The following is a 19,133-nucleotide window of genomic DNA, read 5'->3' on the forward strand; positions in this document are numbered from 1 at the left end:
AAAAAAAAAGCGCGACTTGTGTCTTCCTTTACAGGAGAACACAAGTCGCGCTTTGTAATCAGCTAAATATTAATAGTAACTACTATTCTCTACGAACTCGAATTCGAACTCACCAATACGGACAATAGTCCCCTCTACAGCTCCACGTTTACGAAGCTCTGCATCTACACCCATATGTCGCAAAGTCCGGGCGAGCTTTAGAATCGCATCATGTGTGCTAAGCTGCATACGTTTCAACATTTTCTCGATACGAGGGCTGTTGACCACATATGTTTCATTATCACGTGTAATGGTGAATGTGTTATCATCTTCCGCTTCTAGCTTATAAACCTTACGTTCAGTTGTTCCTGATACTTCTTCAACGATCGGTGCCACTGGAATACTATCAAGAATATCCGTTGCACGATATAACAGTTCCTGAACACCCTGACGGGTAAGCGAGGAGATTGGCATAATCTCAAGATCCGGACGCAGCTCAGCTACGCGTTCTCGGAAAGAGATGAGATTCTCCTCTGACTCTGGCATATCCATTTTATTCGCAGCCACGATCTGAGGTCGATCAATTAGAGCCGCATTATATTGCTTCAGCTCGTCATTAATGAGAACCCAATCCTCGAAGGGATCACGCCCCTCTGAACCAGACATATCCACTACGTGAATAATGATCCGTGTACGTTCCACGTGACGTAGGAATTCATGACCAAGCCCTATGCCCTCACTAGCTCCCTCAATTAATCCTGGCAGATCTGCCATTACAAAGCTTCGTCCATCCCCAACATCCACTACACCTAAGTTCGGTGTAATCGTTGTGAAATGGTATGCACCAATCTTTGGTTGAGCTGCGGATACGACCGACAGTAGCGTAGATTTGCCCACACTCGGGAAGCCTACAAGTCCAACATCAGCCATAACCTTAAGTTCCATAACAATATACCGCTCTTGACCCTCTTCGCCGTTCTCTGCTAGCTCTGGAGCCTTATTAGCCGCTGTTGCAAAACGAGCATTCCCACGACCCCCACGACCCCCACGGGCAACAACAACTTGCTGACCATGACGAGTCAAATCGGCGATGATCTCTTGAGTATCATCGTCAATTAACATGGTTCCGGGTGGAATTCGCACGATCATATGATCAGCGTTCGCCCCGTGCTGACTTCTGTTACGTCCTTTAATTCCTTTGTCTGCTTTAAAATGGCGCTGATAACGGAAATCCATCAGCGTACGCAAGCCCTCATCTACGCGGAAGATAACGTCGCCACCACGGCCACCGTCACCACCTGCTGGGCCACCATCCGGTACATACTTTTCCCGACGAAACGCAACGATACCATCCCCGCCGTCTCCGCCCTTAACATAAATCTTAGCTTTATCTACGAACATTAATGTTCACCTTCCTCACATCTCAAGCGGCAAACGCAGCTCTACATAAGCCTTGCTGGGCTTAAACTGCTCCGCTTTCATGATTTTCCCTTGTACTATATTATAAATTTGCCCTTTGAGCTGCTCGGGATTGCCATGCTCTCCCTCACCTTCGAAGGAGATAAGAATGTCTCCTCCATCCTGAATAAAGCCAAGACGCAGCTTGCGCGTTTCACCCTGAGGAGCCAGTCCGTTATATTGATAAGCTCGTACGGTCTGCATGATCACTGAAGTCAGCTCATCTCCTGCTTCCCGGTTTAGCTTCTCCTCCAGTTGCAATCCTTCCTCCACTTGAACTTCCAGTTCCAGACTAGTCCGGTAAGTTCGGAAAGATTGGATATAGAAGACCAATGAAGGAATGCCCAGCTTAGCGATACGACTATCAAGCGCTATGCGTTCCTTTATTCTTTCCACACACTCCACGGATTTATCAGGCTTTCCAAGCTGAATATATCCGTAAAGAATCTGCAAATCATTCATCCAATCATGACGATGATGATTCAATGTCCGAATCGCCGCCTGTTGCAGAGTGTTCTCTTGTATACGCAGTTCCCGTTCCCAATGACGCTGATTCCAAATCAAACTGAAAGCAACCGTTGCTGCTACCCAAATCCCAAGCAACAGGCACGTCAAAAGGGAGGTATGCCAATACACGAGTCCTAAAGGAAGCAATACGGATAACATGACTGCCCAGATTGCACTTTTCCAGGATTTCATTCTTTCTCCCCGTCCCTCAGTTCGCAAAATTCATGACTTCGTTTAGATTATTACCCTCATCAATTACCAGTTCCTAGTATAACACAGCAGTTCCCTGTAGTTCACCAGAGATAACCGTGAGATTTCACATATGTCTAAGGATGTTTATGTTTTCTTAAAACTCTGAAGGTATACATTTCTAAAGTGCTCAAAGAGGTATCCATAAACGCTTCTGAATATTCTACAAAAAAGCCTCCGGCACTCATGCCGGAGGCTTCTACATGCAAATATGGTTCCGTAAGCTTACGCTTCCAGTGCCGCTGCTACCGGAGCGACATCAACTGGGTATACGCTCACTTTTTTGCGATCGCGGCCCCAACGTTCGAACTTCACTACGCCATCCACCAATGCGAACAACGTATCATCTTTACCGATGCCTACGTTAGTGCCTGGGTGAATTTTTGTTCCGCGTTGACGAACCAAGATGTTACCGCCGGTTACTGCTTGACCGTCAGCACGTTTCACGCCAAGACGTTTGGAATGGGAATCCCGTCCGTTTTTTGTGGAACCTACACCTTTTTTCGATGCGAACAATTGAAGATTCAATTTCAACATGTTGTCAACCTCCTTCTTTAAATATTCACTTGCTCTATTTGAAGATACTTTCCGTATGATTCTGCGATATCATTTAGCATCACGACCATGGATTCAAGCAGCAATTGCACCTTCGCGGAAGTATCGAAATCATCAATGGAACTTAATGTTCCACTTAGGAATCCGTTCTTCATGGACGTATCCATGGAGATTCCGGTCAAAGTCTCAATCGAATTGACGGTTCCAACCGTTACGGCCGAAACTCCGGCACATACGATATCTTCGCCACGCTTGGCATAACCCGCGTGCCCTTTTACCTCAAAGCCAACGATAGTTCCTAGATCCGAAGATCGTGTAATCCGTACGTTAATCATTCCACGCACCTTCTTACGCTTGAATCTTCTCGATAGTTACTTTCGTGTACGGTTGACGATGGCCTTGTTTCTTGTGGTAGTTCTTCTTAGGTTTGTATTTGTAAACTACAACCTTAGCGCCTTTACCATGTTTCTCGACTTTAGCTGTTACAGACGCGCCGCTTACGAGCGGAGTTCCTGCAGTCAGACCACCTTCGTTAGAAACAGCCAATACACGGTCAAAAGTTACACTTGCGCCGTCTTCAGCTTCCAACTTCTCAATGAACAAAACATCGCCCTCTTGGACTTTGTATTGTTTACCGCCAGTTTCGATAATTGCATACATTTTACTTGCACCTCCTCATGTCTCAGACTCGCCTAGTCTAGGTGGCAGATTCCCGTGGGAACTGCACTTATGTACCCGATCGGAGCGGTTACAGCATGTGCAGGACCGAATCAATCAAACACATACTTGAAGATATTATCATACTTATCGCCCATCGTCAACTCATTCCATCCATTCTCCAACTTTCCCAGTCCCTCCGCAGCACTGACAAAGGATAGGTGCGAAGCTGGCAGAATCATGTCTCGCCTTCTTCCGGGTCATCTCGAGGAGTCCCAGTCTTGTCCAACCGAGAATATGGGTTTTGGTTCGATCCTTACAGATCACCTTCTCCAGCCGTTCGGTAACCATTTTACGGTGTATTTCTTCTTCCATATCAATAAAATCAACAATGATGATCCCGCCCGTATCACGTAAACGGATCAGACGGCCAATCTCCTCCGCTGCAAGCAAATTCGTATTCGTCACCGTCTCCTCAAGCGATGCTCCTCCAATGTACTGCGCAGTGTTCACGTCAATAACGGTGAGCGCCTCCGTCTCATCCCAGATCATTGTTGCTCCGCCCTCCAGCGTGATCTTGCGGCTGAAGCTCTTATGCAGCTGATCCTGCACCCCATAAGCTGTAAAAATGGACTCCTGTCCATTATATAAACTTACAGGCTTGTACCCATCAGGTGCCATGTCATCCAGAAATGCCGTGGCTTCTTTAACTGCAACTGGAGAATCAATAATCAACTGATCACGTTGAGGATTAAAAGCATCTCTTATAAAGCGTTGCACAATACTAAGATCACGATGCAATAGAGCTGGGGCTTCTGCAGTTTGTGCCCGACGTGTAATGTTATCCCATTGCGCACGTAAAAATGAAAGATCACCTTCCACCGCTTCATGCGGCTCATCCTGAGAGACGGTTCGCATAATAACCCCCTCTTCTTTCATTCTCAGACGTTCACCAATTCCTTTGAGCCGGCTACGTTCTGCATCGCGGCTTATTTTTTTGGATACCCCAACATAATCGGCAAAAGGCATGTACACCATCCAGCGGCCAGGCAATGTATAATGGGTCGTTACACGCGCACCTTTACCGCCACTAGGCTCTTTTCTTACTTGTACAACAATATCCTGACCCGGCTGCAAAAGCGTCTCTATAGAAGGCTTTACATCCGGCTGTCTATCCAAATGAGGGTGCAATACATCATCAACATATAAAAAAGCATTCTTCTTCTGTCCAATGTCAACAAAAGCAGCCTGCATACCTGGAAGTACGTTAATCACACGGCCTTTATAATAACTTCCGACCAGCCCTTGCTGCTGATCGCGTTCAGCCGCGTACTCCACAAGCCTTCCGTTCTCCAGAAGAGCCATTCGGGTAATGTGCTGCGTGCAGTGAACGATCATCTGTTTCATGGCTTCACCTCTGGTTTCGTTCATTCATCCCTTCTCACGTTCTGCATAATTACACTACATTCCGAAGTAGGTAGATATTAAGCGCTGTTCCGGCACAACAGCAACAACATTTCCTTCGCCGTTTAATACATAGATAAAATGATATTGATTACGTTTAAATAGACGCAATATAGCATCTAAAGGTTTCGCAGATAAGGCAACAATTGGACGAGCCACACTTCCTGTCCGCAAATGATACTCATAAACTGCCTCCCTATTCATCAAAAATGCAACGAATCGGTACGGTAAATTCCGATGATCCGTGAGATTTGAATACAGTAAAAAAGCACCGATCATAACCATATTCAGCCTCAAGCCTCCGCCCGTTCCAAGAGGCAGTAGCGCATAAACAATCACAAAAATGCTTGCAGCAACGCTCACTCGCCCGCACCATAGCAAAGTATAATAATAAGGAAGAAATAAACTAACTGTAGCCTGAAGTACTTTGCCTCCGTCAAGTGGCAGAACAGGCAAAAGATTAAAGAGCGCAATAATGGCATTGGCATTTATGAAATAGATTAAAAATTCCTGATTACCATAACCTGCTTGCTGAAGCCCAAGAGCCATAACAATCATGATTCCATTTTGCAGCGGACCGGCAAGTGCAATGCCAATCTCACGACTAGCGGTGAGCCGCCCATGATCCTCAATCACCGCAACTCCGCCAAACGGAAGAAGCTGAACCGATTTAACTGTAACGCCAACTAAAAGGGCAGCCACCACATGTCCTATTTCATGAATGAGGACGATCGTAAATAAAGTAATGAGCTCCAGAAATTGTCCTGTGAGTACAGAAAACAACATAATGATTACGAATAATGGATGTAGTGACAGATCGATCCCTAAGATCCTAATCAAACGATACCACTTCTGTAGGATCAATATAAGTCTTGTCTTTCATCACTGCAAAAAATAGCGTTGGAGTTGAGGAGCCCTCTTTCTCCAGCATCCACCCAAGTTCATCTCCATTCTGAATCCAGTCATCAATCTCCAGTTTAGTGCCATTTAAATGTCCGTATTCTGCCGTTATTCCTCCAGAATGTTGAACCGCAATCCGTATGCCACCATTCAATTCTTTGGAGATAGAAAGAACACGTCCCATGTCTATACTCTTCACCGTCACATTTGAGGTTGAATCGAGTTGAGGCATAATTTCTACACCTTTTAGCGTGGAAGCAAATGGCTCCACAATGCTTCCAGCTACCGGAGCACTAAGCTCATGTTGAGCTGCTGCCTTTTGAGCAGGTTCGTCTTTGTCACCAAATATCGGTATGAACGCCGGTGCACCATTAAAATTCTCCTCATACCAGACCCGCACTGCTGTGAAATCCATATCATTACTCAAGTTATCACTAATAAAGGCTTGGACTTTATAGGACCATGGCTGGTGAACTGCAAAAACTCCCCACACCGCTCCAAACACAAGCACACTGGCTATAACCCGTCGAATAAAACCGGAAGAAAATTTAGAACCTCCTCCTCCTGGTTCCTCCCAGCCCCCACGTCTCTCTTTCCACATCACTTCTGGATCAGGCTCTATAGATGATTGCTCCTCATTCCGCTTAAATCCCGTACCCCACTCCTTGAAGCTAGTACTCTTTTCAGGCATAACGAGTAACGGAGGCAGCTCTGCGGTTTCTATATCCGGGATTTCCTCCAGCAAACTACGAATACGCTCCTTGCGGCGATTCTTGATATCTGATTTGAGATCCATATTTATCCCTCCGGACGGGCTTGTTTTACTTCCATTTTATGAAGCACGGAAGTCTCTTTAGAACAAGCCCACCCAAGGTGGAGCACTTAATTGCCAATAAAAAATAAATCCCACCCATAGATTTCTCTAGTGGTGGGATCGTTAATGCTTCTATAGTAAGATTGCTTGGTGCAAAATTAAGCCATACCGAAAAATTTCTTAAATTTCTTAAATGCTCCCGGTTTCCGATCAAGCTGCATTAGCGGCACAGCATCACCTAAAATTCGACGTGCAATATTGCGGTAGGCAATAGCTGCTGACGAATCGGGATTCATAACTGTAGGCTCTCCACTATTTGCGGCTTTAATGACCAGTTCATCATCTGGAACAATTCCGATAAGATCAATATTCAGCACCTGTAAAATATCCTCAATATCAAGCATATCCCCAGACTTTACAAGACCTGGGCGAATACGATTTACCACCAGCTTTGGCGATTCCACATGCGACTGTTCAAGCAGTCCGATAATACGATCGGCATCCCGCACAGCAGCATGCTCTGGTGTGGTAACCACGATCGCTTTATCCGCACCGGCTATCGCATTGCGGAAGCCATGTTCAATCCCTGCTGGACAATCAATCAAAATATATTCATATTCCTTCTTCAGTTCCAGAATAATATCTTTTACTTGTTCAGGAGTGACGGACGTTTTATCCTTCGTTTGAGCTGCGGGCAACATATACAACTCATCAAAGCGTTTGTCTTTAACGAGTGCTTGATTTAGGCGACAACGCCCCTCCGCTACATCCACAAGATCATAAATAATACGATTCTCAAGCCCCATTACTACATCCAGATTACGCAGTCCAATGTCGGTATCGACGAGACATACTTTTTTACCCTGCAGTGCAAGTGCGGTTCCAATATTGGCTGTTGTGGTTGTTTTGCCAACTCCGCCTTTGCCCGAGGTTACGACTATCGCTTCTCCCATGGAGGCTACACCCCTTTAAACACATTTAAATCCTGACGTACTTTGACTAAATTATGAATTTTATCGATTTGCATAGCTCCGTTCATTAAATATGCAAACTCCATACTGCTTTCTCGGGTTTCCCACTCATCGGGAGGACGACTGATAATATCAGCAATTCGCAGTTGTGTTGGAGACATTAATGAAGCAGCGATAATTGCCTCTTCATTTCCATCTACTCCAGCATGCGCCATACCTCTAAGTGATCCTAGAATATAGATATCGCCTGAACAGGTTATGGTTCCTCCTGGGTTCACATCCCCCAGATATAAAAGATTTCCATCATGGTGCAGCACCTGGCCGGAACGAAGAATCCCGCTCATTAGAAACAACGCGTCATTATCCTCACTGCCGGGCACTGGAAGCGCCTCTATGGAACGAATCAGTAGATTTCCCTGTCCCTTCAGAATCTCCAGCACAGCTTCCTTATCTTCCTCAGTTACAGCACGATTGCCCAGCTTAATATCTACATGGACAATCGGTCCAGTCAAAATATTTTGATGGCTGTGCTCCAGCTTATAGCGAAGCTCGCTCAGAAGATCTTCGAAGGGACACTTGTCGTCTAGCAGGAATATCAGGCCATCCTTGATGCCCTTAATCCTTACATGCTTGGATTTTACTGTCATATGCCTGGCCCCCTATCCTCATTCATTCGTGCCGGGCCCCTTAAATTCCTGCTTTATAAAGAAAGAAAATAGAAGCTTCTTTATGCCGCTTCTTCCGTACTCTTCTCTTTCTTGATTAGCTCAAGCTGGCGTCGTAACGGTATGTAGAGGATCAGAGCAATAGCAAAATGAAAGAGCATCGTTGGCAGCATATGATTCAAAATCGCCCAGCTATAGGGCTCCTGATTTAGATTGAATACACTATAAATACCAAATAACACACTATCCTCTAGCAAGCTTCCGAGCAGAATCACAGTCATCATAAGAGGCAGTGGAGCACGCGGAATCTGAAACAGAAGGCCGATTAAATAAGCCGACAGACCCATCGCAAAAGAATGTGCTCCTAGAATTCTGCCATAGAAAACCACATCATGTAATATTCCAAAAGTTAGACCCAGTATAAGCGCTGTATGACGATGATGATATACAGCCACGAACAATAGTACAACGAACACGAGATTCGGTATAATTCGCATCTGCCAAACATCTGGAATCAGCCAAGGCAGAATGGTTCCCTCCAGAATAAACAAGAGGAACAGTAACAGAACAAGAACAGATCTGCGCATATTCACTATTCAGCACGCTCCTCCGTATACACAACAATCAGATGCTTCCAATCCATAAACTCTGCAGAAGGCGTAACAACAGCTGTAGAGGTCAGTCCATATTCTCCCACTTCAATACTGTCAACAGTACCGATAGTCAGACCACGTGGGTATAACCCACCGATACCGGAGGAAACAACAACGTCACCTTTTGCAATGGGGTCTCCTGGAGGGATCTTAGTCATCAGTAATTTACTTGTTTTCTGATCGTAGCTCTCAATCATACCAAAGCTCTTCCCCTCTTTACCCACAGCTGTTGCTGCTATCGGAGGTTGGGAGTTGGGATCATTCGTATCCATCATGGTCATCAGTTTCACAGTAGAAGTGAAATTGCTAACTTGACTGATAACACCTACCAGACCATCGGTTGAAATAACAGACATATTAGGTCTGACACCATCTTTGGAGCCTAAATCAATTACAATGGTGCTGTTGCTGGGTTCTGTAGTCTGGCTAATTACTTGCGCAATATGATATTCATATTTATACAAATTCTTCTGTTCTTGAGTGAATTCCCATTTTCGTTCCAAGTCTTCATTCTGTGCTTTAATGAAATTATACTGGGCTTTATCACGTGCATATTGGGCGGCTAGAATCTTCAGCTGCTCATTTTCCTTAGAAAGATCTTTCAGATTTCCGATATCTTCAAACAAGCCCGCTACATATCCAGCGGGCTTGTAGAACATTTTTTGCACGAAACCAGTCGTATCTCTAAGAAAATTCTCCGGCCAGGACAAAGAACTCCTTGTTGCCAAGCTGAAGCCCATCACCACAATGAACAGCACCAGTGTAATTAACAGAATAAACAGACGTTTATTGCTCATAAGTTTAAACAGTTTCAACACCCTCTAACAACAGTATTTCTCCCATAACAGGGGTTGACTTACACGAGTGACCATACATAGGCTTATCTCTTAGAGCGAAGACTGGAACTGCTGCGGCTCTTGAACAAATGGATATTCTCAAGCGCCTTTCCTGTTCCAATAGCTACACAATCCAGAGGATTCTCAGCGACAATAACTGGCATTCCAGTCTCGCGTGCGAGCAGTTTGTCCAAGTTACGAAGCAAGGCGCCGCCACCAGTCAAGACAATCCCGCGATCCATAATATCTGCCGCAAGCTCCGGTGGACATTTTTCCAAAGTGACTTTAACAGCTTCAATAATAGAATTCACGGTGTCAGACAATGCCTCACAGATCTCATCAGAAGTAATGGTAAGCGTCTTTGGAAGACCTGTTACGAGATCGCGCCCGCGAATTTCCATAGTCTCAGCCTTCTCAAGTGGAAGGGCAGAACCCACATCCATTTTAAGCTGTTCCGAAGTACGTTCACCAATCATCAGATTGTACTGACGTTTGATGTACTGAATGATGGACTCATCCGCTTCATCACCCGCAACACGTACGGAACGACTAGTAACAATACCGCCGAGTGAAATTACAGCAACTTCAGTGGTACCTCCGCCGATATCAACAACCATACTTCCTGTTGGCTCCCATACCGGTAGATCTGCACCAATCGCTGCAGCAAAAGGTTCCTCGATAATGTAAGCTTCGCGAGCACCAGCTTGTCTAGTAGCATCTTCTACGGCACGTTGCTCTACAGCAGTAATGCCGGATGGTACGCAGACCATTACATTAGGGTGACGTTGGAACATAGAACGTTGTTTCTGTGCTTGACGAATAAAATATTTTATCATCGTAGCCGTGGTGTCAAAATCAGCGATAACGCCATCCTTCATCGGACGGATCGCACGGATGTTTCCCGGTGTACGACCAATCATCTTCTTAGCGGATTCACCCACGGCTTCAATCGTCTTAGTGTCAGTGTTAATGGCTACAACGGAAGGCTCTCTTACAACAATCCCCTTACCGCGTACATAGACAAGCGTATTCGCTGTCCCCAAGTCAATTCCTAAATCTTTCGTAAAACTACCCAACATGCTAATTCTCCTTTTCCTAAGTAAATCTTCACATTTATATTACATATGTCCTTTTTCTTTCAAGCTCACAAAGCTGCTATCACCGATAATTAGATGATCTAACACGTCAATCCCGACAATCTCGCCTGCCTGAAGCAGTCTTGAGGTCAAGGAGATATCCTCCGGACTTGGCGTTGGATCACCACTAGGATGATTATGTGCGCATATGATAGAGGCACTACTACATTTTATTGCTGCTCGGAACACCTCACGAGGATGAACAATCGAAGCATTAAGACTGCCCATAGACAACGTTTCTTGTCCAATTACGTGATTCTTCGTATTCAGAAATAAGCAGACAAAATGCTCCTTCTGCAAATAACGCAATTGCTCGGTCAGAATCTCCGCAGCGTCCTCAGGACAACGGATAATGACCGGCATGTTAAACCTGGAGTTCGCGAGGCGCCTTCCAAGTTCGATGCCTGCTTTTAGTTGCACGGCCTTGGCAGGGCCGATACCTTTGATTTCGGTCAGTTCTTCGATGCTAAGGTCAACTAGCCCACGCAGGCCACCGATTTTCCCCAGCATCTGCTGTGCAATATGAATAGCCGATTCACGGCGTGTTCCCGTACGCAGCAGAATGGCTAACAACTCCGCTTGACTTAATGATTCCGCCCCATAATGCATCATGCGCTCTCTTGGTCGTTCTTCATGGGGGAGGTCCCGCAGCATTACTGATTGCGACTCCATCCCTATCCCTCTTTCCCAAGCTTCCTACCGGTTCAATACAGTTATACCGAACTCGGACAGCATTTCGCCAAGAAGCGACAGCGGCAATCCGACAACATTAAAATAACAGCCTTCAATTCGTTCCACCAAGGTGGAGCCAAGCCCTTGTATCGCATAAGAGCCAGCCTTATCAGCGGGCTCTCCCGTAGCTATATAAGCAATAATTTCATCCTCAGTCATTGCTCTCATCGTTACGGAAGTAACACGGTGCTCCACTATAGTCTTTCCATGCGGAAGTCCAATGCAGGCTACGCCCGTGTATACCTTATGATTCCGGCCCTGAAGTCTGGTAAGCATCGATTTACTATCCAGCTCGTCCACCGGTTTGCCTAGTACAGTGTCATCTAGTACAACAATCGTATCACTACCAACGATTACTGTGTTACGCGCTCCTGCTGCAGCCACTACGGCCTCTGCTTTTCGCAGAGCCAAACTGCGCACAATTTGCTCCGGCGTAAAGTCCGGTGGTGTGCTTTCGTCAGCTTCGCTGGTAATGACCTCAAAAGGCAAGCCCAGTAATGACAAAAGCTCTCGTCGACGCGGTGAACCTGAGGCTAAAATAATGTGTTGTGAGTTGTCCACGTTGTAAACGTCCCTTCTTGATCAGTAACGAGAGTTACAGTCTTCGGTACAGCCATACAGCTGTAATAATACCAACGAGACTTAGCATGCACAATTTCAAATGAATAGTGATGTCATAGGTTATGATGTCCAAATCGGCTCGCGGAGACCACTTAAGCACAGTCGATGTTGTTAGAAAAGAAAGAGCCTTTACCGGCTGCAGCAGCTTGGCGATCCAGGCTCCAGCCAGCCAGCCTAGAATTAGAAATAACAGCAGTGTTCCTACATTTTTCTTCTTCATCTCAGTCTTCCCTCGCCATTTTTTGACACCCTAATTATTATACGGTGAAATTGTGATCAATACAAACGTAAAATCCCTTACGGTAATGTTTACCACCATTTGCACTAAAAGTTGCGGAGCGATACCATCCTCCGTATCCATTGGCGCACCAAAACAGCAAGCCCCCACATCTGGAGGCTTGCTGTCTTGAAAGTCAACAATCTATCAATTAATTCATTGAAGTTAACAGCTGTTTTTGGCTAGTCAAAAAGCTCAGCATTGATTCTTGCACTTCCCAAAGCAGGCCCTGAGCCTTGTTCTTGTTATATTCACTCCATGCAGATATCCCTTGGCTCATTGATTTCTCTAACGCTGCGCAAATAATTTTGGCTTCAGGAGATACGCCTTGTTCCAGCACTTTTACTGCTTCACTCCATTGCAGGTGGAGATCACTCATAGCGGGGGTAATTGCTGTCGTACTTGTTTGGCCAGCGCTTAGTAAAGAAGCAGATTGACTGCTTAGTTCACTGAGCAGCTGCCCGCTCACGGAGAAATAGTTCTTCACTTCCTCTGCATTACCGGTATAGACAAGCTGTTCTGCCCCGGGAAGTGCCACCTCTCTCACATACAGCTCAATCCCCTGATTCTTTAGTCCGCTGCTTAGTAGCTTGGCCTGTTCACGGTCGGATGACATTCCAGCGTACACACGATTGCCGTCGGCAGGATCCATACCCGCTGCCAATCCCGCGGTTAACAGCTCCTGGCGAGCCTCTTCAGCGCCTGCAGGTGTACTGAATACTCCGTACTGCAACAGATAATAGCTTTGCGCGGCTACTTGAACTGGGATGGTGTTCTTCCCGGCATTTTCAGTACCCGCCACTGGTAAACCAGATGTACCTACACCTGCAGGATCTTTAGCTCCACTAGACTGAACTGAAGTAGCCGCCATATCTGCTGTCCCATTTCCAGAGCTGCTGTCCATATTCCCTCCGTAAAAAAAAGAAAGTGCAGCATAACCAAGCAGAACCCCTGTACCGATCGCTCCTGTAACAGAAAGAGCTAACTTCCACCAATACGAAGGACGCCGAGTATGATAGGAGCCTCCATAATTGCCCGCGGATACATTTTCTAATTCATCTCTGCTATCCGACGTATCTGACAGAAGATACGATTGCTGTGTATATTTAAAATCCTTATCCTGTTCGTCCCATTCTTCCTGCCGCGGATCTACAGTACCCGAGTAATAGTCATAGGAATCTTCCGGTGGTGCCTCATGCGTAGAACGAAAATCAGGCTCATAAAGCCACGTTTGCTGTGCTGGACCCACCTCTTTACGCAGTCCTTCAGCGTACTCTTCAGCTGTGCCCAACCCGCCATTTGACCAGCGCTCCACCACTTTAGGCTTTGGTTTAGGCTCGTCCTTGTTCACGTCAAATCGGAATGTCATTCTTCCGTTATTCAACAGTTACACCTCACCTCATCTAATCTATAAGTAAATATATGATAGACAATAGAGAGATATGCTATTTTTATGCCATAGGAATTATGAAAGATTATGCAGATTCAGTTTACATTACATGTACCTTTTATATACTATATAAAAAGAGCTAAAAGTGTACACTATACTAGGTAAACTAGAAATGATGCTTTAGTTCACTACTGATTAGGAGGGCTTCTTCTGAAACAAAAAATTCAAGCAGCTATTGTAGGCTACGGAAACTTAGGCAAAGGTGTACGTAAGGCTATCAACCAAAGTGAAGATATTGAGCTAGTTGCGATCTTTACGCGCAGAGAACCTGGGCAACTGGAAGCCGGAGAAGCCGGTGTGAAGTTCGAGCACATCTCTGCCGTCGAACAATATAAGGGTAAAGTGGATGTTATGATTCTATGCGGAGGATCGGCTACCGATCTGCCAGAACAAACACCGGCCATTGCCCGGATGTTTAATACCGTGGACAGCTTTGATACACATGCCAAAATCCCCGAGTTCTACGAGACCGTTGACGCCGCAGCTAAACAAGGCGGAACACTCAGCGTAATTTCTACTGGTTGGGATCCAGGCTTATTCTCAATGAATCGTCTGCTCGCAGAAGCCATTCTTCCACAAGGTAAAGAATACACCTTCTGGGGCAAAGGCGTTAGCCAAGGCCACTCCGATGCGATCCGCAGAGTAGATGGAGTTAAAGCCGGTGTACAATATACCGTTCCAGTACAAGAGGTTATTGAGGCCATTCGCGCTGGCGAAACACCAGAGCTTACCACTCGCCAAAAACACCTTAGAGAGTGTTTTGTAGTGGCTGAGGCAGGGGCAGATCAAGAACGCATTCGCGAAGAAATCGTGAATATGCCGAACTATTTTGCTGATTATGACACTACGGTTTCTTTCATCACTGAAGAAGAACTAGCTGCTGAACATAGCGGTATTCCGCATGGTGGATTTGTTATTCGTAGTGGTGTAACAGGGGAAGGCACGAAGCAGATTGTTGAATTCGGCCTGAAGCTGGAGAGCAATCCAGAATTTACAGCCAGTGTTCTCGTGGCCTATGCCAGAGCCGCTCAGCGTATGAGTCAACAAGGACAGAGCGGAGCACGTACAGTATTCGATATTCCACTTGGAATGTTATCTCCGAAATCTCCAGAAGAATTACGCCGCAACCTGCTGTAAAATCATACAAGAACGAAATAACCCGCGCAGGACTCTAAAACGTCCTCGCGGGTTATTTATATACTGCAGGCAGAGCCTTCTCTGGCGCACCTTTTACACAAGACTAAGAATCTTATTCTTCACATAATTCACTTCGTAATCCTTCAACAATGTGCGATGCGCCCGATCAGCAATAATCGTTGCTATCTCAGGATTCTTTAACAATGTTATTACGCTAGCAACCACATCAACTGAGGTATTAGCAAGCAAAATATTACGGTTATGCTCACAGTTCAATCGCTCGCATACTGTAGAACTAGTAACCACCGGCGTTTTGAGTGCCCATGATTCCAGAATGTTTCTGGAGACTTCACAACCTTCAAGGATAGGCACAAGAACCGCTTTAGCACGACGTATATAATCAGCAGACGGTTTCAAAGGTCCAGTGATAATGACCGATACATCATCCTTTATAAGCGTCAACACATCCGTATGAACCTCAGGGCTGGTAATGTAACACTTGATATCAGGCACTTGTTCTTTAATCAAAGGGTAGCTTTTCTTAAAGAAGCTTTGAGCAGCCTTAATCCCCTGTCTGGTGTTCATATTCCAGTGCAGAACCATTGAATTTTCTTTTGCAACAGGCTCAGTAAAAGTGTCATATTCATTCATTTTTATGAAATGAGGAACAACATGCACTTTACGGGCATCCGCAAAGGATAGAGATTTGAATGAAAGGGCATCCCATTCCGAGGTTGCCAAGAGAACACCCGTTTTATTCATTAGTCTTCGCTTATTCCGCCGAACCAAAGCCTCGTTTAGTTTATAATAAGGATTACTGCTGCTCGGCTTCCCAATTTCTTTTCCAACAGCAAGCCCGCTCTCAAAACGATACGTATCTGTAATAACACTGGCCTCAGGAAGCAGATTACGAACCAGATCAATGCAATTTCCCAGCAAGCTATGCGATATAAATACGTGTCTGTAATTATTCGATCTACAAAGTTCCATGATTGTACTCTTCATGTCTTTTTCCGCATGACTCCGATTAGTGAAATTCTGTAATATATGTAAGGGACGTAGCATAGATCTCCACGAGGTAATGCACCCGTTAATGTAATGAACCTTTAGTGCAGTTCCATCATTTGTAGATATATCCTTGAGCGTACTGGCATAGGTCAGCAAATCAATATCAAATTTCCCTTGCAAAATCTCGAGAATACTCCCTGTTCTCATTTCTCCTTCTAGATCCTCTGCGCTTTGATTCTGAGCTGAAAGGAACAGCATTCTTTCTCGCATGACTCTGGCTCCTTGAATTTTTTATATAAATCCTCTCTACTTATCACTGCAACTTTAGATGCAGTTCAATAGTAACTCATTTCACATAAAATTTTTGTCGATTTATAGGGAAACCTTTAAATTTTTTATATATTTTCATACTTTATTCGGAAATCATTGCGATAAACCTATATAAATCGCCATTTTTTTGAAGATTAAAGCAAAAAAACTATTTTTCCAGTAATACACGAACATGAATTTTCTATTCTGAAAATTTTAAACTCGTTAGGTATTCTGAACTATTCCCTATGCAAACAAAAAAAGCGTCTTCCTCATCTAATGACGAAAGAAAGACACTTTTATATTTCGTAGCTTCTAACAACGCAGTTCCGGCCCTTTCTCTTAGCTTTATACAATGCATTATCACAAAGTTTGTAGAGACTATTTAGAGACAAACGTTCGCCCGATTCTATCGTGATGACTCCAATACTTATCGTGTAGTGCAGCGGTATGCCATGAATCATTGAACCTATAACAGCTGTGCGCATTCCTTCAGCAATAACATCACTACTCTTCTCATCGGCTCTGTGCAGGAGCACTGCGAACTCTTCTCCCCCAAATCTTCCGACTAGATCACCATGTCCAAGCTGTTGCTCTATTTTAGACGCCAAATCAGTCAGTACTTGGTCCCCTGTATTATGGCCGTAATTATCATTTATGCTCTTAAAGTGATCGACATCCAGCAGTAAAAAAGAATAGGGCAGCTTCTTCATCGCTGAAGCAGCTATTAAAGGCTGAGCACGCAAAACGAACGACCTGCGATTCAAAATTCCGGTCAAATCATCATAAGTTGCTACCCGCTCCATTTCTGCAAAGGAATCCTCTCTATAAAGCAGCATCATTCCCGCGGTTCCTAGAAACATATACAAATAAATCCCGAGATAAAAGAACAAATCAAGAAATTGTGCAACTTGTGTATGGATTCCTAATACAGAATACAGCGGTTCCAAAGCTCTACCCGCCAACGATAAGATGACAAGACCATATAGCAGTCCCATTATTATTTGCAGCGAAGTCTCCATGACCTTCAGACATAGTATATAAGCAGGATAGGCTATAATCAGAACTCCGGCCAGACAAGCGACTGGAATAACGAGCGGATCCTCTGGCATCAACAAATACATAAGCACCACAACGAGAATGGATACTCCGAATAGTATAGAATAATATCGCTCCACCTTGCTCCCGAATACTCTGAGAAGCATTAGAAGCGCCAAGCTTTCGAGCGTGCCCCCAGCCAGAGCAAGAAGTGCTATGATCGGTAGACTAAGTGGTGTATCTATAACATCCTTCAGTAATATGAGGATCAAGGCTGCTAGTTGCAAATATTTTGCTGTGATAAACAATGAAGAAGTCTGTTCCTGCGCATACCGCAAACGATACACCACGATAAGCAGCACCGTGAACGATTGCCACAAAAAGAGACACACCCGCAGTGTCTGGAGATCCAGATGCATATAAGTGAAGTTCACCTCCCCTAGTATTCCTGACTCTCAGTATACATATCGGTATCTGATGACTCTATTTCTTCCCTCTTGTTTGGCCTGATATAATGCCTTGTCGCTTAGCTTGTACAACTTATTTATCGAGATCTCCTGATCAGGCATGATCGTAATTACACCTATACTAACTGTGTACCCCTGTTGAACCTTATTAGTGGAAGTATTCATTATCGCCTCACGAAGCGCTTCAGCTTTCTGATCGCAGCTTTGCTCATCTGCCCCACAGAGTATGACTGCGAATTCCTCGCCCCCTAGTCTGCCAAACAAATCTCCATGTCCGAGATTATCTTTAATCGTCGATGCGAAGTCTTCCAGCACAATGTCACCGGTATCATGACCATAAGTATCGTTGACCTTTTTAAAATAATCCAAATCCAATAGTAAAAACGAGAAGTACTCCTGTGCTCGAAATGCCTTTTCAAGCTTTATCTCCGCTTCCTGAAGAAATGCTCCACGGTTTAGGATCCCTGTTAAATCATCATAACTGGCTATTCTTTTTAGTTTGACGAAGGAATGCTCATTGGAGAGAAGAATAAAACCGGCAGCCCCTACGATAAATAATAAATACATCCCCAAATAATACAAATATTGCGTAAGATTTATTGAGAACACATTCATTTCAGGCTCCCAAATCAATGCAACAAGCGCCCGCATCAGCATAATCGCTGCAAATACATAAAATAATACGCCTAATATTTTTTGAAGAGGGGTAACCTTTTTATTCACAGTTAGATGATAAGCTGGATAAACTATAAATAGGATAGACCAAAGTGAAGTACAAGCAATGCGCAAGTTGGAATAATTAAAAAATAATGCGATGATACTAAAACTAATGGTGCTCAATACCGAAAGGATGATGTAATATCGCTTTATTCTTGGCCCCAATACTCCCATCATCAGCAGTAACGCTGTAATTTCTAGACAGCACCCTCCAAGGATCAGAGCATTGCTAAGCGGAATGGACAACGCATGAGGGAGATAATCCCATAATAAAATCGAACACCAAAAGAGTAGCTGCACTTCCTTTGATCGGATGAACAAGGTGGAGGCTGTATCTTTAACAGCAGTACTCCGATAATTGGTGATAAGCAGCAATATAAATAAATTTCCGAAAATAAATAAATAAATCAGTGTTCTAATTTCAAACAGGGAGCTCATACGTCACCACCTATGCGAAAATATCTCCACAAATATATGTTAAAAATTCAATCCTCTTCAACCAGCACTATAGCACTTTATAACTATATCAGTAA

At 44.6% G+C, this 19,133-nt stretch carries 21 protein-coding genes and 1 other annotated feature; of the genes, 1 reads left to right on the forward strand and 20 read right to left on the reverse strand.

Features of this window, described 5'->3' with window-relative positions:
* Nucleotides 1-69: 69 nt before the first annotated feature.
* The 17 genes from obgE to CA598_RS23780 form a co-directional block, all read right to left on the reverse strand.
* Nucleotides 70-1,380 (reverse strand): GTPase ObgE, encoded by a 1,311-nt coding sequence (gene obgE / locus CA598_RS23700; RefSeq protein ID WP_094878108.1) that lies wholly within the window; start codon nucleotides 1,378-1,380, stop codon nucleotides 70-72.
* A 15-nt stretch (nucleotides 1,381-1,395) separates the two neighbouring features.
* On the reverse strand, nucleotides 1,396-2,136 hold the full coding sequence (locus CA598_RS23705; protein WP_094878109.1) for a Spo0B domain-containing protein: 741 nt from the start codon (nucleotides 2,134-2,136) through the stop codon (nucleotides 1,396-1,398).
* Nucleotides 2,137-2,418: 282 nt separating this feature from the next.
* Nucleotides 2,419-2,730 (reverse strand): 50S ribosomal protein L27, encoded by a 312-nt coding sequence (gene rpmA / locus CA598_RS23710; RefSeq protein WP_042130564.1) that lies wholly within the window; start codon nucleotides 2,728-2,730, stop codon nucleotides 2,419-2,421.
* A 17-nt stretch (nucleotides 2,731-2,747) separates the two neighbouring features.
* Nucleotides 2,748-3,083, reverse strand: coding sequence for a ribosomal-processing cysteine protease Prp (locus CA598_RS23715; RefSeq protein WP_042130565.1), 336 nt, complete (start codon nucleotides 3,081-3,083; stop codon nucleotides 2,748-2,750).
* A gap of 13 nt (nucleotides 3,084-3,096) precedes the next feature.
* The gene (gene rplU / locus CA598_RS23720) at nucleotides 3,097-3,408 is read right to left on the reverse strand and encodes a 50S ribosomal protein L21 (protein WP_042130566.1); all 312 of its coding nucleotides are present in this window, start codon (nucleotides 3,406-3,408) and stop codon (nucleotides 3,097-3,099) included.
* A gap of 14 nt (nucleotides 3,409-3,422) precedes the next feature.
* Nucleotides 3,423-3,508 (reverse strand) — a sequence feature (ribosomal protein L21 leader region).
* A gap of 62 nt (nucleotides 3,509-3,570) precedes the next feature.
* Nucleotides 3,571-4,812, reverse strand: coding sequence for an Rne/Rng family ribonuclease (locus CA598_RS23725; RefSeq protein ID WP_094878125.1), 1,242 nt, complete (start codon nucleotides 4,810-4,812; stop codon nucleotides 3,571-3,573).
* A gap of 54 nt (nucleotides 4,813-4,866) precedes the next feature.
* The gene (locus CA598_RS23730; RefSeq protein ID WP_094878110.1) at nucleotides 4,867-5,709 is read right to left on the reverse strand and encodes a site-2 protease family protein; all 843 of its coding nucleotides are present in this window, start codon (nucleotides 5,707-5,709) and stop codon (nucleotides 4,867-4,869) included.
* Nucleotides 5,702-6,565, reverse strand: coding sequence for a M23 family metallopeptidase (locus CA598_RS23735; RefSeq protein WP_094878111.1), 864 nt, complete (start codon nucleotides 6,563-6,565; stop codon nucleotides 5,702-5,704). The genes CA598_RS23730 and CA598_RS23735 overlap by 8 nt, the downstream gene beginning before the upstream one ends.
* Before the next feature lie 176 nt (nucleotides 6,566-6,741).
* Nucleotides 6,742-7,536 (reverse strand): septum site-determining protein MinD, encoded by a 795-nt coding sequence (gene minD / locus CA598_RS23740; RefSeq protein WP_042130573.1) that lies wholly within the window; start codon nucleotides 7,534-7,536, stop codon nucleotides 6,742-6,744.
* 5 nt (nucleotides 7,537-7,541) lie between these two features.
* A complete protein-coding gene (gene minC / locus CA598_RS23745) occupies nucleotides 7,542-8,201 on the reverse strand; it encodes a septum site-determining protein MinC (protein WP_094878112.1) in 660 nt (219 codons plus the stop codon).
* A gap of 80 nt (nucleotides 8,202-8,281) precedes the next feature.
* The gene (mreD, locus tag CA598_RS23750) at nucleotides 8,282-8,812 is read right to left on the reverse strand and encodes a rod shape-determining protein MreD (RefSeq protein ID WP_094873215.1); all 531 of its coding nucleotides are present in this window, start codon (nucleotides 8,810-8,812) and stop codon (nucleotides 8,282-8,284) included.
* Nucleotides 8,812-9,690 (reverse strand): rod shape-determining protein MreC, encoded by an 879-nt coding sequence (gene mreC / locus CA598_RS23755; RefSeq protein WP_094878113.1) that lies wholly within the window; start codon nucleotides 9,688-9,690, stop codon nucleotides 8,812-8,814. The genes mreD and mreC overlap by 1 nt, the downstream gene beginning before the upstream one ends.
* A gap of 62 nt (nucleotides 9,691-9,752) precedes the next feature.
* Nucleotides 9,753-10,787 carry a rod shape-determining protein gene (locus CA598_RS23760; RefSeq protein WP_042130579.1) on the reverse strand — a complete coding sequence of 345 codons (1,035 nt, stop codon included), beginning with the start codon at nucleotides 10,785-10,787 and terminating at the stop codon, nucleotides 9,753-9,755.
* 39 nt (nucleotides 10,788-10,826) lie between these two features.
* A complete protein-coding gene (gene radC, locus CA598_RS23765; protein ID WP_042191176.1) occupies nucleotides 10,827-11,516 on the reverse strand; it encodes a RadC family protein in 690 nt (229 codons plus the stop codon).
* 24 nt (nucleotides 11,517-11,540) lie between these two features.
* Complete coding sequence (locus CA598_RS23770) at nucleotides 11,541-12,137, reverse strand: Maf family protein (RefSeq protein ID WP_094873218.1); 597 nt, start codon at nucleotides 12,135-12,137, stop codon at nucleotides 11,541-11,543.
* 34 nt (nucleotides 12,138-12,171) lie between these two features.
* Nucleotides 12,172-12,417, reverse strand: a complete 246-nt coding sequence (locus CA598_RS23775) for a DUF4321 domain-containing protein (protein ID WP_042191180.1) — start codon at nucleotides 12,415-12,417, stop codon at nucleotides 12,172-12,174.
* A 208-nt stretch (nucleotides 12,418-12,625) separates the two neighbouring features.
* Nucleotides 12,626-13,858, reverse strand: coding sequence for an SPOR domain-containing protein (locus CA598_RS23780; protein ID WP_094878114.1), 1,233 nt, complete (start codon nucleotides 13,856-13,858; stop codon nucleotides 12,626-12,628).
* 216 nt (nucleotides 13,859-14,074) lie between these two features.
* Between CA598_RS23780 and CA598_RS23785 the strand changes: the two genes are divergently transcribed.
* A complete protein-coding gene (locus CA598_RS23785) occupies nucleotides 14,075-15,061 on the forward strand; it encodes a diaminopimelate dehydrogenase (RefSeq protein ID WP_094878115.1) in 987 nt (328 codons plus the stop codon).
* A gap of 93 nt (nucleotides 15,062-15,154) precedes the next feature.
* Here CA598_RS23785 and CA598_RS23790 read toward each other — a convergent pair whose 3' ends face one another.
* The 3 genes from CA598_RS23790 to CA598_RS23800 all read right to left on the reverse strand — a co-directional run bounded on the left by CA598_RS23790 (nucleotide 15,155) and on the right by CA598_RS23800 (nucleotide 19,038).
* Nucleotides 15,155-16,339: a glycosyltransferase gene (locus tag CA598_RS23790; RefSeq protein WP_094878116.1), complete on the reverse strand. Its 1,185-nt coding sequence runs from the start codon at nucleotides 16,337-16,339 to the stop codon at nucleotides 15,155-15,157.
* Between the two features lie 338 nt (nucleotides 16,340-16,677).
* A complete protein-coding gene (locus CA598_RS23795; RefSeq protein WP_094878117.1) occupies nucleotides 16,678-17,835 on the reverse strand; it encodes a GGDEF domain-containing protein in 1,158 nt (385 codons plus the stop codon).
* Between the two features lie 36 nt (nucleotides 17,836-17,871).
* Nucleotides 17,872-19,038 (reverse strand): GGDEF domain-containing protein, encoded by a 1,167-nt coding sequence (locus CA598_RS23800; protein ID WP_094878118.1) that lies wholly within the window; start codon nucleotides 19,036-19,038, stop codon nucleotides 17,872-17,874.
* Between the last annotated feature and the right edge of the window lie 95 nt (nucleotides 19,039-19,133).

The organism is Paenibacillus sp. VTT E-133291 (assembly GCF_002264395.1).
Taxonomy (GTDB): Bacteria; Bacillota; Bacilli; order Paenibacillales; family Paenibacillaceae; genus Paenibacillus_AQ; species Paenibacillus_AQ nitricinens.